The organism is Pseudonocardia sp. DR1-2 (assembly GCF_023717215.1).
Taxonomy (GTDB): Bacteria; Actinomycetota; Actinomycetes; order Mycobacteriales; family Pseudonocardiaceae; genus Pseudonocardia; species Pseudonocardia alni.
This window is the reverse complement of sequence record NZ_JAMQOF010000002.1, coordinates 96,760-109,765: the sequence shown is the minus strand read 5'-3', so window position 1 is coordinate 109,765 and position 13,006 is coordinate 96,760. Positions and strand designations below refer to the sequence as shown.

The following is a 13,006-nucleotide window of genomic DNA, read 5'->3' as shown; positions in this document are numbered from 1 at the left end:
CCGACCCCGCACTGTTACACCGTGCGGTCCCGGAGCGTGCCGGGACGGTTGCGCTGAGCGTCTTCTCCGGGGTCGACGATCGCACGATCTCACACCGTCGTCGCCCCGTGTCGTGGCTCGTGCCACTGGGAGCGGGCGAGTCGCCAGCGTAGACCCGGCCGTGGTTCGGCAGGTCAGGCGGCCGGTCGGCCATGGTGCCGGGGCCACTCGGTCGGGCTTGTCATCCGCGGCGCGGGGCCCACCAGTTCCACCAGTCGGGCCAGTCGGCGCGCTCCGTGCAGACGCAACGCCGGGCCGGGCGCGCCGTGTTCCCCCGGGGCGAGCCGTGCCGGGGGAAGGCCGGCCCGGGTGGCGGCGGCGATCAGCGGGCCGTGCGTCCACGGGGCCTGCGGGTCGAGCAGCAGCAGGTGCCCGCCCCGCAGGTCGGGGGTGCCCGCGGAGAGCGCCCACAGCCGGAGTGTGGCGCCGTCGAGCTGGAAGTCCGGCGGGATCTGCTTGCGCCCGTCCGGCGTGCACCAGGCGCGGGCCAGCGGGACCAGGTCGCGCCGGAACGCGCTGCGCATCCCGGACGCGCCGGGGGCGAGGGTGACGCCGCGGGCCGCCGCCAGCGCGGCCAGCGCCGTCTCGCGCCCCTCGATCGGCAGCGGGACGTCGAACCGGGCCGTGTCACCGGCGCCGAACCGCTCGATCCGCCCGGGCCCGCAGAGCAGCCCGGCCAGGTCGGTCAGCCCGGCCGGCCGGGCCTCCGCGGAGAACAGCGACATCTGCGGCACCCGCGAAGCATAGAACGCATGTTCGAGCTTGCCCAGCAGGGAGCGCCGGACGGGTGACGCGCCGGGTCAGGCGGGACCGTTGATCTTCTTGAGGGCGACGCACTTCGGCGCGGTCGCGAACGCCTTGTCCAGCCGCGGGGTCGGGCCGATCTTGTCCAGGCCCTGGGCACCGGAGATCGTCCGCAGCTTCTGCTGGGCGCCGTCGAGCTTGCCCTTGAAGCCCTGGACGTCGTTCGGGTCGATCGCGTCGACGTCCTTCTTGGCCTGGGCGATCGTCGTGCCGGACCGGTCGAGCATGTCGCGCACCGCGGTCGCCCACGCGTCGCCGCCGCTCACCGGGGACTCGCCGGCCGCGGTCAGCTGCTTCTTGCCGGTGTCGATGCCGGCCGCGACCTTGCCGAGGTACTCCGACAGCCGCGTCTTGATGCCGGCGAGGTCGGCGCCGTCGTAGTTCGGCGGGGTGTTGAGCGGCTGGTAGTAGGCCAGGGTCGCGCCGCAGACCTTGTCGCCCCAGGCGACCGGGTCGGCGCCGACGCCCGCGGTCGGCCGCGGAGCCGGGTCCGCCGCGGGGGTGCCGGCCACGCTCGACGCGCAGCCGCCGGCCAGGAGCGCGGCGAGCAGGGTGGGGAGCAGGACCCGGGCGGTTCGCGCCGGGCGGGGGGTGGCCATCGTCGGGCTCCAGGGTCGGGGCCCGTCGGGGCCCGGGGCACGGACAGTGGTCGACGGTAGGACGCCGTCGCCGGTCAGCTGCTTCCACCCTCCCCGGTTGGCCCGTTCGGAGCAGCAGCGGGTGCGCCGGGCGGTGGTGTGGCGCGGGCCTGCTCCGCCGACCGGGTGAGATCTGTGCAGGTTGTCGAGGCCCGGAACGCCGAGGCGATCGCCGGGTTGCCGGTGACCTCGTCGAGGGGTCCGGTGGTGCCGCCGAGGCGGGCGAGCGGCTCCAGCGCGGCGGGCAGGTCGCGCTGCACCGCGGCCGGGTCGGCCGGGTCGATGGCGTCGACCCGCGAACGCGCCCCGGAGAACGCCGAGCGGATCTCGCCGAGCCCGCCCTGGAGCCGTGCGGAGAGGGCCTCGCCGTCGTCGACGGGGGCCGGGCCGAGCCGGTCCAGGTCGCCCAGCGCGCCGTCGGCGGCCTGGGTGGTGCGGGTCAGGTAGTCCGAGAGGGCCCGCAGCCGCTGCGCGGGGTCCGGGGTCTCGCCGGGGGTGTCGACGGCGGTGCGGACGAAGGGCAGCACGGCCGCGCACATCGACTCGGTCCACTGCTCGACGGTCGGCCCGGAGGGGCCGCAGCCCGCCAGCAGGACGGCCGGGGCGACGAGGAGTCCGGCGAGACCTCGCGATGTCCGCATCGCTCCTCCGTCGGGGTGATCACTGCCGTCCGGCGGAGAGTATCCGAATCGTCCCGCGACGCAGGACGACCGCCCGTCCCGATGGGACGAGCGGCCGCCGTGGTCCTGCGAGGTGTCGGTCAGCCGACCGAGCTCTCGGCCGGGGTGTCGGTGATCGCCGAGGTGCGCCGCTTCGAGACCACCACCGCGGCCGCGATGATCACCACGGCGACGATCGCGATGACGATCCGGATCACCGGGTTGGCGTCGGGGGTGGACAGCACCACGACCGCCGGGGCGATCAGCACCGAGACCAGGTTCATGACCTTGATCAGCGGGTTGATCGCGGGGCCCGCGGTGTCCTTGAACGGGTCGCCGACGGTGTCGCCGATGATCGTCGCCTCGTGGGCGTCGGAACCCTTGCCGCCGTGGTTGCCGTCCTCGACGAGCTTCTTGGCGTTGTCCCAGGCGCCGCCCGAGTTGGCCAGGAAGATCGCCATCAGGACACCGGTCGCGATGGCACCGGCCAGGTAGCCGGCCAGCGGGCCGACACCGAGACCGAACCCGACCGCGATCGGGGCGAAGATGGCGAGCAGACCGGGGGTGGCCAGCTCGCGCAGCGAGTCCCGGGTGCAGATGTCGACGACGCGGCCGTACTCCGGGCGCTCGGTGCGGTCCATGATCCCGGGGTGCTCGCGGAACTGGCGGCGCACCTCGTAGACCACCGCGCCCGCGGCGCGGGTCACCGCGTTGACCGCGAGACCGGAGAACATGAAGACCACCGAGGCGCCGATGATCACACCGACCAGGGTGTTCGGGCTGAACACCTCGTAGGCGAAGGCCGTCCCGGCGTCCTGCGCGGCGATGTTCACCCCGGCCAGGGCCTGGCTGATCGCGTCGCGGTAGGAGCCGAACAGCGCCGTCGCGGCGAGCACCGCGGTCGCGATCGCGATGCCCTTGGTGATCGCCTTGGTGGTGTTCCCGACCGCGTCGAGCTCGGTGAGGATGTCGACGCCCTCGCCCTCGACGTCGCCGGACATCTCCGCGATGCCCTGGGCGTTGTCCGAGACCGGGCCGAAGGTGTCCATCGCGACGATGACGCCGACCGTGGTCAGCAGGCCGGTACCGGCCAGCGCGACCGCGAACAGCGACACGACGATCGAGCCGGACAGCAGGAACGCGCCGTAGACGGCCGCGGAGATGACGAGGGCGGTGTAGACGGCGGACTCGAAGCCGATCGAGATGCCGGACAGGATCACGGTGGCCGCGCCGGTCAGCGAGGACTCGCCGACGTCCTTGACCGGACGGTCCTCGGTGCCGGTGTAGTAGCCGGTCAGCTTGAGGATGACCGCGGCCAGCACGATGCCGATGACGACCGCGACCGAGGCGATCAGGCGCGGGTCGCCGGCGAGGCCGACGACGCTGGTGTCGGTCGGGTTCAGCAGCTCGCCGAAGGTGCCCGGGAGGTAGACGTAGGCGGCGACGATCGAGAGCACCCCGGCGAACAGCGCCGAGAGGTAGAAGCTGCGGTTGATCGCGCGCAGGGTGTTCTCCCCGGCGCGGGCCTTGGTCAGGTAGACGCCGAGGATCGCGGTGATCACGCCGATCGCGGGGACGATCAGCGGGAACAGCAGTCCCTGCAGACCGAACGCCGCGGTGCCGAGGATTAGCGCGGCGACCAGGGTCACCGCGTAGGACTCGAACAGGTCGGCGGCCATGCCGGCGCAGTCGCCGACGTTGTCGCCCACGTTGTCGGCGATGGTGGCCGCGTTGCGGGGGTCGTCCTCGGGGATGCCCTGCTCGACCTTGCCGACCAGGTCGGCGCCGACGTCGGCGGCCTTGGTGAAGATGCCGCCGCCGACCCGCATGAACATCGCGAGCAGTGCCGCGCCGAAGCCGAAGCCCTCCAGGACGCGGGGCGCCTGGCCGGCGTAGACGAGCACGACGATCGCGGCCCCGAAGAGGCCGAGGCCGACGGTGAACATGCCGACGACGCCGCCGGTGCGGAACGCGATGCGGGTCGCCTTCTCGCGGCCGCCCGTCTCGCGCGAGGCGGCTGCGACCCGGATGTTCGCGCGCGTCGCGAGCCACATGCCCAGGTAGCCGATGATCGCGGAGAAGACCGCGCCGACGACGAAGAAGATCGACCGGCCGATGCGTTCGCCGAGGTCCTCGGCGGGGAGCGCGAAGAGCAGGACGAACACGATCGCGGCGAAGATCGCGAGCGTGCGGAACTGACGGTTGAGGTACGCCGTGGCGCCTTCCTGGACCGCGCGGCCGATCTCCTGCATGTTCGGGGTGCCCTCGCCGTAGGAGAGCACCTCCCGCAACAGGAGACCGCCGACGACCAGGGCGACGAGGGCGACCACCGCGACCACGCCGACGATGGCGAGGTCCCCGCCGCCGAGCTCGAGGCCCTGGGCGAGGTAGGTGGGCTGGGACATCCGTGTCCTCCCGGTGGAAAGGATCCGGCCGGCGAGGTCCCCGGCGGCCGGGACGGGCCGGTGTGGCTCGACCCGTCCGGGCGGCGACGGCCTCGTCGGCGTCGACTGGGCCCGGGCGGCGTCCACCGGTGACCGGGCTGGTGCAGTCTAGGAGTGTGGTGCATCCCTCAGTGCGATTGGGATCACAAGACGTAACGAACTGGCAAAAGTGATCAATCCCACACGATGTCGCGACGCAATCCGGGAACCTGCAGATCAACTGCGGTGCAACGACTTCCGCGATCCGACCGGCTGCGGGCCGGCGGTTCGGGTCGGCCACCGGGAGCGACGGCGGAGCGTTCGAACATCTGTGCCATCGTGGTCGGTCGTGGGAGCGACGGCGGAGAGCACGCAGGGCCCGGACGGGTCGCAGCGCGGGGTGGAGCTGCTGCGTCGCGTGCTGGCGGGCTCGGGGCTCGACCCGGCCCGCGCCGACACCACGTGGGCGTCCGGTGCCGCCGACACGGACGCGCCGGGGCCGGGGCCGGGTGCCGGGATGTTCGCCGCGCAGGACGGCTTCGACGGTCCTGACGGTCTCCGCGGTTCCGACCGTTCTCACGAATCCCGCGGCTCCGTCGACGACGGGGTCGGCGCCGTCGACGACCCGCTGCGGCACGTCGTGCGGATCCCGGCGCGGGCCGGGAACCCCGTCGACTGGCCGGGCTGGACGCCCGAGCCGCTGCGCACGGCCTGGGCGGCCCGCGGCGTGACCCGCCCGTGGTCGCACCAGGCGCAGGGTGCGGAGCTGGTGCACTCCGGCGCCGACGTCGTCGTCGCGACGGGGACGGCGTCGGGGAAGTCGCTGGTCTACCAGCTGCCGGTGCTCGCCGGGCTGGCCGAGGACCCGCGGGCCACGGCGCTGTACCTCGCCCCGACCAAGGCACTCGCGGCCGACCAGCTGCGGTCCCTCGACGGGCTCGCCCCGGACGGGGTCCGGCCCGCCGCGTTCGACGGCGACACCCCCATGGACCAGCGTGACTGGGTCCGCAGGCACTGCCGGTGGGTGTTCTCCAACCCGGACATGCTGCACCGGTCGATCCTTCCCCGGCACGGACGCTGGACGACCTTCCTCCGCCGGCTGCGCTACGTCGTGGTCGACGAGTGCCACACCTACCGGGGGGTGTTCGGCTCGCACGTGGCACTGCTGCTGCGCAGGCTGCTGCGCCTCGCCGCGCGCTACGGCGCGCGTCCCGTGATCGTGCTCGCGTCGGCGACGGTGGCCCGCCCGGAGGAGTTCGCGTCCCGGCTGACCGGACGGGGCGTCGTCGCCGTCACCGAGGACGGGTCCCCGCACGCCGGGCGCACCGTCGCGTTCTGGGAGCCGCCTCTGCTCGCCGAGATCACCGGGGAGAACGGGGCGCCGGTCCGCCGCTCGGCCGGGGCCGAGGTCGCCCGGATGCTCGCCGACCTCGTCCTGACCGACGCCCGCACCCTGGCGTTCGTCCGGTCCCGGCGGGCCGCCGAGCTCACCGCGCTCGGTGCGAAGCGCCAGGTCGCCGAGATCGCTCCGGAGCTGGCCGCGCGGGTGGCCGCCTACCGCGGCGGCTACCTGCCCGAGGAACGCCGCGCGCTGGAGGCCGACCTGATGTCGGGCGAGCTGCTCGGGGTCGCGACCACCAACGCGCTCGAGCTCGGCGTCGACATCTCCGGGCTCGACGCCGTGGTGCAGGCCGGTTTCCCGGGCACCCGCGCGTCGTTCTGGCAGCAGGCCGGGCGCGCCGGACGGGCCGCCGACGAGGCGCTCGTCGTGCTCGTCGCCCGCGACGACCCGCTCGACACCTACCTCGTGCACCACCCGCGCTCGCTGATCGGGGCGCCCGTGGAGAGCTGCGTGCTCAATCCGGTCAACCCGTACGTGCTCGCGCCGCAGCTGGCGTGCGCGGCCGCGGAGATGCCACTGACCACGGTCGACGTCGAGGAGATCTTCGGGGGAGCCCCCGCGGTGGAGGTCCTCGACGCCCTGGTCGACGAGGGCGTGCTGCGCCGACGACCGCACGGCTGGTTCTGGCCCGACACCGGCGACGCCCCCGCCGCGCACGTCGACATCCGGGGCTCCGGGCTCGGGCAGGTCGCCGTGGTGGAGGCGGCGACCGGGCGGATGCTCGGCACCGTCGACGGCGGCTCGGCTCCGGGCACCATCCACTCCGGTGCGGTGTACCTGCACCGCGGCGACAGCTTCGTCGTCGACGAGCTCGACCTCGACGACGGCGTCGCGCTCGTCCACGCCGAGGACCCGGACTGGCGCACCGAGGCCCAGTCGGTCTCCGACGTCACCGTGCTCGAGGTGATGGAGCACCGCGGGTACGGACCGGTGCAGGTCTGCTTCGGCGCGACCACGGTGACCAGCCAGGTCGTCGCCTACCGGCGACGCACCCCGGACGGGACGGTGCTCGACCAGACGGCGCTGGACCTGCCGCCGCAGAGCCTGGACACCCGCTCGGTCTGGTACACGATCGACCCCGACGCGCTCGCCGACGCCGGCATCGACGAGGCACGCCTCCCCGGCGCACTGCACGCCGCCGAGCACGCCGCGATCGGTCTGCTCCCGCTGTTCGCGATCTGCGACCGCTGGGACATCGGTGGCCTGTCCACCGCGCTGCACCCCGACACCGGGCTCCCGACGGTGTTCGTGCACGACGGGCACCCCGGAGGCGCGGGCCTGGCCGAACGCGGCCACGAGGTGCTGGGGCGGTGGCTGACGGCGACCCGCGCCGCGGTCCGGGACTGTGAGTGCCGCACGGGCTGCCCGTCCTGCGTGCAGTCCCCGAAGTGCGGCAACGGCAACAACCCGCTGGACAAGACAGGGGCGGTGCAGGTGCTGGACCTGGTCCTCGCCGCGCTGGAAGGCGGTGCCCCGACCGGTTCGCGATGATCGCGGAACCGGACGGGGTACCACCGGCCCGCCCGTCGGGGGCGGGGGCGGGCCGGTGGCAACCACGTGCGACGACATCGGACGGGGGCGCCAGGGGCGCTCCGACGTCGTCGCTGTCTGGGGAGCGTGGTCTTCGTGGCGGGAGCGGACCGGACCCTGCCCGTCCCTGCGACTCCCAGTAGGCCCGAGTGTCGCGACGGTGACCAGATGCGGGCCGCGCGACGTCGGTGATCGGTCAGGCCCCCACGACGAAACGCGGTCGCGCTGGGACGTTCGTCGTAAGCACTCGTGATGACGGTGTGCTCCGGGGTTCGCCGTCCGTTCATCCGGGGGCGTGGACCGCTCACCGAGATCGTGATCACGTCCGGGGGAGTTCACGACGGCTCCGCGGTGGGGTCGGAACCGTCCACGGTCCCGCTCGCCGGGGGCGGGCCGGTGTCCACGGGAGCCGGGCCTGCACGTGCCCTCGCCCGCGCGGGACCGCGCAGCGGGAGCAGCCCCGACCAGGCGACCCGGGTCTCGACCAGGGCGTCCCAGCCGTCGAGGCGGCAGGTCAGGAGCTCGGCGCCGTTGCGGTCGGCCAGGTCGGCGGCACGGGCGCAGGCAGCGGCCGTGCCGTCCACCGATCGGCCGGCGGCCGCGAGCGCGGACAGGTCCGCGGCGGCGGAGGCGACGTGCCGGGAGCGGGTGGCGGCGGCCAGGTCGACGCCGACGATGCCGACGAGCAGCAGCACCGCCGCCGCCGTCGCGGCCCACACCGAGGCGACGCCCGCGTCGTCGCCCCGGCGCGGAGGGGCCGGGCGGCTCATGACGCGCCGCCGGGCGGGGCCGACCCGGCTGTGACGCCGGGCCGGGCCGCCTGGGCCCCGGACCGGGCCGCGTCGGTCGCGACGCCGGGTTCGACCGCGGCGCTCGCGGTGCCGCTGATCGTGACCGGCAGCAGCCCGACCGGCTGGACCCGCACCGTCACGACGACGAGATCGCCGTCGAGACGCAGCTCCGGTTCGGCCCCGGCCGGGGCCAGCTGCGCGGCCACGGCCCGGCCCCGTTCGGTGTCGCCACGTGCGGCCTGGCGGGCCAGCTCGCGGGCGGCGTCGGTGCAGCGGACCCCGGCCGCCACCGCGGCGACGGCTCCGACCGCCGCCGCGGTGACCGCGACCAGGGTGCCGAGCGCCAGCGCCGCCTCGACGGTGACCGCACCGTCGTCGTCCGCCGCGGAGTTCGCCAGGCCGTTCGTGGCGCCGACGGCTGCACCCCGGCCGACGGTGGGGTGACCGCCGCGGCCGGTGCGGTGGGGGTCAGAGCGTCGTGGACAGCGCACGTTGCACGATCCCGGTGAGGGCGGCGAGGACGTCGCCGCCGCTGACGATCGCGTAGAGGAGCGCGGCGAACGCCGCAGCCGCGACGGTGCCGACGGCGTACTCGACGGTGGACATGCCGTCGTCGTCGGAGGCGAGTGCGTGCAGCCGGCGGTGCAGCTGGGAACGGGTGGGGGTCATCGGTGTCTCCTTCGTCGGGGGCCCGCGGGGTGCGGACCCGGTCGCCGCGCGGCGGTGGTCACCACCGCGCGAACGCCTCCCCGGCCAGCCCGATCACGACCGGCACGATGCCGAGGACCAGGAAGGCGGGCAGGAAGCAGAGCCCCAGCGGGGCGGTGATGCGGACCGCGGCGCGCTGCGCCCGCTCCTCGGCGAGGTCCGCCAGACCGGCGCGCAGCCGGGCCGCCTCCGCCGCGGCGGAGCGTCCGAGGGCGGCACCGGTACGGGCCGACCGGCCCGCCGCGCGGGCGAACCCGGCGAGTTCGGGGACCGGGGCGGCGGCGGCCCAGGCGTCGTCGGGGTCGGCGCCCAGGGCGAGCAGGCCCGCGACCCGGCGCAGCGCCTCACCGGCCGGGCCGTCGAGCCGCCGGGCCGCGGCTCCGACGGCGTCCGCGACGGCGAGACCGGCGGCCAGACACGTCGCCAGGAGGTCCCAGGCGGCGGCCAGGTCCGCGGAGTCCACCGGCGCGGCCGGCCCGCGGGCCGCCTGCCGGGCGAGCCACAGCAGCCCGCCGCCCGTCGCCGCGCCGACGACCGCGCCACCCGCCCCGCCGAGGGCTCCGCCGAGTGCGGCCCCGGCGGGGACCAGCAGTGCGAGGACCGCCGTGCGGGGCGGCGCCGCGGCCGCAGCCGTGCCGACGACGGCACGCAGCCCGCGCAGCCGTCCCGTCCCGGGACGCCCGCCGCCGACGGCCAGGGCGAGCGCGGCGAGCCCGAGCGCGGCCGCGGTCACGTCGGCACCGCCGCACGCAGGATCCGGTCGGCCCACGCCGCCCCGGTGACCGTGAGGACGACCCCCGTCAGCAGCAGCGCCGGCCCGTGCAGGCCGGTGCGCAGCACGGTCAGCGGCGCGATACCCATGAGCTGCCCGAGACCGATCCCGGCCAACGGCAACCCGGTCAGCACCGACGCCGTCGCCCGGGGTCCGGCCAGCTGGGCCCGCACCCGGGCGCCGTGCGCGATCCGCCAGCGGATGTCGTCGAGCAGCCCGGTGAGCAGGTCGGCGAGCGGGGCGCCGTGGGTGTCGGCGAGCTCCCAGGCCGCTGCGACCCGTTCGACGTCGCGCCGGGCGGGCCCCCGCGCCGTCCGGCGCAGTGCCTCCGGTACCGGTTCACCGATCCGCGCGGCGACGGCGGCCGGCTCGAGCAGCACGCGGGCGAGCGGCCCGTCGTGCACGTGTCCGGCCAGTGCGGCCGCGGGGTGCGCGCCGGTGCGCAGCTCGTCGGTGATCCGGGCGAGCGCGTCGGCGAGCTCGGCCGCCGTCGACCCGGCCCGTTCCGCGGCGCGGCGCGCGGCGACCCGGCGCCGCGCACCCCAGGCCACCCCCGCCGCGCACACCGCACCGGCGGGGCCCAGGAGCAGCCACCCCAGCGGCGCGGCGAGCAGGGGCAACGGCGGGGCGAGCAGCCGGGCCGTCGGGAGGCCGGCCGCGGTGCCGGTCAGGGCCCGCCACCGGGACCGGCCCGGGGCCGCAGGCAGTGCCAGCACCGCCAGCGCGAGCAGGGTGGGGACCGCCACGCCCTGCGCTGTCCCGGGCAGTGTGCTCAGCACGGCACACCGACCCCGCGCTCGCACAGCAGCGTGGCGAGCTCGTCGCGGCCCGGTCCGGCCCCGCTGCCGCGGCTCCAGGCGGCGGTGACGCGGGGGGCGCCGTCGTCGGAGCGGCCCAGCACGCCGATCTCGTCGAGCGTCCGGCCGGCGCCGGGGCGGCGTCGCATGTGCAGTACGACCTGGACGGCCGCGGTCAGCTGCCCGTCGAGCGCGGCGGGGGACATGCCGCCGAGCCCGGCGAGCGCGCGCATCCGGGCCGGGATCTCGCGGACCGAGTTGGCGTGCACGGTGCAGCCGCCGCCGTCGTGACCGGTGTTCATCGCGGCCAGCAGGTCGCACACCTCGGCGCCGCGGACCTCGCCGACGACCAGCCGGTCCGGACGCATCCGCAACGCCTGACGCACCAGCTCGCGCAGCGGCACGCCACCCGAGCCCTCGATGTTCGGCGGCCGCGCGACCAGCCGCACGACGTGTGGATGGCGCGGGGAGAGCTCCTCGGCGTCCTCGACGGTGATGAGCCGCTCGCCCGGGTCGACCGCGCCCAGCAGCGCATTGAGCAGCGTGGTCTTGCCACTGCCCGTCCCACCGGCCACGAGCACGGCCAGCCGGGCGGCGACGATCGCGCGCAGCAGGGCCTCGCCGGTCGCGTCGAGGGTGCCGGTCCGCCGGAGGGCGGCCAGGTCGTGTCCGGCGGGGCGCAGCACCCTCAGCGAGATCGCGGTCCCGGCGGCCGCCACCGGTGGGAGGACGGCGTGCAGCCGGACCCCGGCGTCGGGGAGTCTGCCGTCGACGCAGGGACTCGCGTCGTCGAGCCTGCGGCCCGCGGCGAGCGCCAGGCGCTGGGCGAGCCGCCGGACCGCGGCCTCGTCGGTGAAGGTGATGCCGGTGCGGCGCAGCCCGTCGCCGCGGTCGACCCAGACGGCGTCGGGCGCGGTGACCAGCACGTCGGTGGTCGCCGGATCGCGCAGCAGCGCGTCGAGCGGGCCCGCTCCGGTGAACTCCTGGCGCAGGGTGCGGAGCGCGGCGAGGACGTCCAGATCGGACGCGACCCCACCGGACTCGGCCCGCACCGCCGCGGCGACGGCGGCCGGCCCGGTCTCGCCGCCGGCGTCGGCCAGTCGGGCCCGCACCCGGTCGACCAGCGGGTTCACGACGCCACCCGCCGGGAGCCGGCCGAGCCGGAGAGACGCTCGTGCACGGCCCGGGCCGCGGTGGCGAGCGGGCCCCGCCCGGAGCCGGGGGGTCGCCCCCGTTCGAGGGCACCGGCGAGGTCCCGCTCCGGGCGCATGGTCGTGAGCAGCGGCAGCCCGAGGGAGGCGACGACCTCGTCGGGGGTGATGCCGCCGGGGGACGGCCCGCGCACGACCAGCTCCACGGCCCGGGCGTGTTCGGCGAGCACGTCGGCGACCCGGGCGGCCGCGGCGCAGGACCGCAGCCCGGCGGGGACCACCAGGACGGTCAGATCGGCGGTGCCGAGAGCGGTGAGTGCGGCGTCGGTGGGGTAGCGGGGCAGGTCGCACACGACGGTGCCGCCCGCGCGACGCCCGGCGTCGAGGACCGCGGTGACCGCGGCCGGCTCGGGGCCGTGCGGGGAGCGCGCGCAGGACAGCACCGACAACGCGGTGCGTCCGGACCCGGCCCGCGGCAGCGCGGCGTGCAGCGACGCGGCGCGCACCCGGCCGTCGCCGACCGACAGCTCCGGCCAGCGCAGCCCGGCCTCCTGCTCCAGACCGACCATCAGGTCGAGGCCGCCGCCGAGCGGGTCGCAGTCGACCAGCAGCGCGGACTCCCCGGCCCGCGCGGAGGTCAGTGCGACGGCGGTGGCGAGCACCGAGGCGCCCGCCCCACCGCTGCCGCCGACTACGGCCAGCACCCGGCCGGCCCGCCCGTCGCCCGCCGCGCGCTCCCGGGCGTCGGCGAGGATCCCGGCCAGCCCGGCCTCGCCCTGGGGAAGCTGCACGACCCGGTCCGCGCCGAGGGCGACCGCGATCCGCCAGTCCTCCGCGGCGGGCTCGCCGGGGACGGTGATCACGACGCCGTCGCGGCGTGGGAAACCGGCCTCACCGCAGCGCCGGGCCCCGGCCCGATCGAGCAGCACGACCGGTGCGCGGGCCCAGGCACGGCGGGCGTCGGCCGCGTCGACCGCGCGCTGGGCGTCCATGTCGGCTGCCGCGGCGAGCCGCAGCAGCGCGTCGAGCAGCTCGGGATCGTCGGCCACGATCAGGCAGCGCCGGTCCATCGCGTCGTCCTCCACACCGGCCCGCCGGTGCGGGCCCCGGTGTCGAGCGTGCGGTCCCGGGACGGCCCCGACGGCCCCGATCGCGGGCCTGTGGACAACGTGGTGGAAACGGCCCGACCTGTGGACAACCCACCGGTTCCGTCGGTGTCGTGCGGGAGGATGGAGCACGGGGGAGGGCCCTCGCGGGCGCGCCACGGAGGAGCAGAACCGGAGCGCCGGGGA

12 protein-coding genes are annotated in these 13,006 nt (G+C 76.2%); 1 reads left to right on the top strand and 11 read right to left on the bottom strand.

Going from position 1 to position 13,006, the window contains the following annotated elements:
* Positions 1-173: 173 nt before the first annotated feature.
* The 4 genes from ND486_RS05215 to ND486_RS05200 all read right to left on the bottom strand — a co-directional run bounded on the left by ND486_RS05215 (position 174) and on the right by ND486_RS05200 (position 4,545).
* Entirely contained in the window at positions 174-764 is a 591-nt protein-coding gene (locus tag ND486_RS05215) for a hypothetical protein (RefSeq protein ID WP_202417815.1), read from the bottom strand.
* Positions 765-839: 75 nt separating this feature from the next.
* Positions 840-1,442 (bottom strand): hypothetical protein, encoded by a 603-nt coding sequence (locus tag ND486_RS05210; RefSeq protein WP_062399624.1) that lies wholly within the window; start codon positions 1,440-1,442, stop codon positions 840-842.
* A gap of 74 nt (positions 1,443-1,516) precedes the next feature.
* Positions 1,517-2,122, bottom strand: a complete 606-nt coding sequence (locus ND486_RS05205) for a hypothetical protein (protein WP_251783083.1) — start codon at positions 2,120-2,122, stop codon at positions 1,517-1,519.
* A gap of 119 nt (positions 2,123-2,241) precedes the next feature.
* The gene (locus tag ND486_RS05200; protein ID WP_251783082.1) at positions 2,242-4,545 is read right to left on the bottom strand and encodes a sodium-translocating pyrophosphatase; all 2,304 of its coding nucleotides are present in this window, start codon (positions 4,543-4,545) and stop codon (positions 2,242-2,244) included.
* A gap of 367 nt (positions 4,546-4,912) precedes the next feature.
* Here ND486_RS05200 and ND486_RS05195 point away from each other — a divergent pair, with 367 nt between their 5' ends.
* Positions 4,913-7,456 (top strand): DEAD/DEAH box helicase, encoded by a 2,544-nt coding sequence (locus tag ND486_RS05195; protein WP_251783081.1) that lies wholly within the window; start codon positions 4,913-4,915, stop codon positions 7,454-7,456.
* Between the two features lie 374 nt (positions 7,457-7,830).
* On the opposite strand, the gene ND486_RS05190 is transcribed toward ND486_RS05195, so the two are convergent.
* From ND486_RS05190 to ssd, 7 genes are read right to left on the bottom strand one after another with little or no spacing between them, the layout of a single operon-like run.
* Positions 7,831-8,265, bottom strand: a complete 435-nt coding sequence (locus tag ND486_RS05190) for an Rv3654c family TadE-like protein (protein WP_251783080.1) — start codon at positions 8,263-8,265, stop codon at positions 7,831-7,833.
* Positions 8,262-8,777 (bottom strand): TadE family type IV pilus minor pilin, encoded by a 516-nt coding sequence (locus tag ND486_RS05185; protein ID WP_251783079.1) that lies wholly within the window; start codon positions 8,775-8,777, stop codon positions 8,262-8,264. The genes ND486_RS05190 and ND486_RS05185 overlap by 4 nt, the downstream gene beginning before the upstream one ends.
* Positions 8,755-8,955 (bottom strand): DUF4244 domain-containing protein, encoded by a 201-nt coding sequence (locus ND486_RS05180; RefSeq protein WP_208823421.1) that lies wholly within the window; start codon positions 8,953-8,955, stop codon positions 8,755-8,757. Before ND486_RS05180 ends, ND486_RS05185 begins: the two co-directional genes overlap by 23 nt.
* A gap of 58 nt (positions 8,956-9,013) precedes the next feature.
* Complete coding sequence (locus ND486_RS29570) at positions 9,014-9,727, bottom strand: type II secretion system F family protein (protein WP_251783078.1); 714 nt, start codon at positions 9,725-9,727, stop codon at positions 9,014-9,016.
* Positions 9,724-10,545 carry a type II secretion system F family protein gene (locus ND486_RS05170; RefSeq protein ID WP_251783077.1) on the bottom strand — a complete coding sequence of 274 codons (822 nt, stop codon included), beginning with the start codon at positions 10,543-10,545 and terminating at the stop codon, positions 9,724-9,726. The genes ND486_RS29570 and ND486_RS05170 overlap by 4 nt, the downstream gene beginning before the upstream one ends.
* On the bottom strand, positions 10,539-11,696 hold the full coding sequence (locus ND486_RS05165; protein WP_251783076.1) for a TadA family conjugal transfer-associated ATPase: 1,158 nt from the start codon (positions 11,694-11,696) through the stop codon (positions 10,539-10,541). The genes ND486_RS05170 and ND486_RS05165 overlap by 7 nt, the downstream gene beginning before the upstream one ends.
* The gene (ssd, locus tag ND486_RS05160) at positions 11,693-12,784 is read right to left on the bottom strand and encodes a septum site-determining protein Ssd (protein WP_251783075.1); all 1,092 of its coding nucleotides are present in this window, start codon (positions 12,782-12,784) and stop codon (positions 11,693-11,695) included. Before ssd ends, ND486_RS05165 begins: the two co-directional genes overlap by 4 nt.
* Positions 12,785-13,006: the final 222 nt, after the last annotated feature.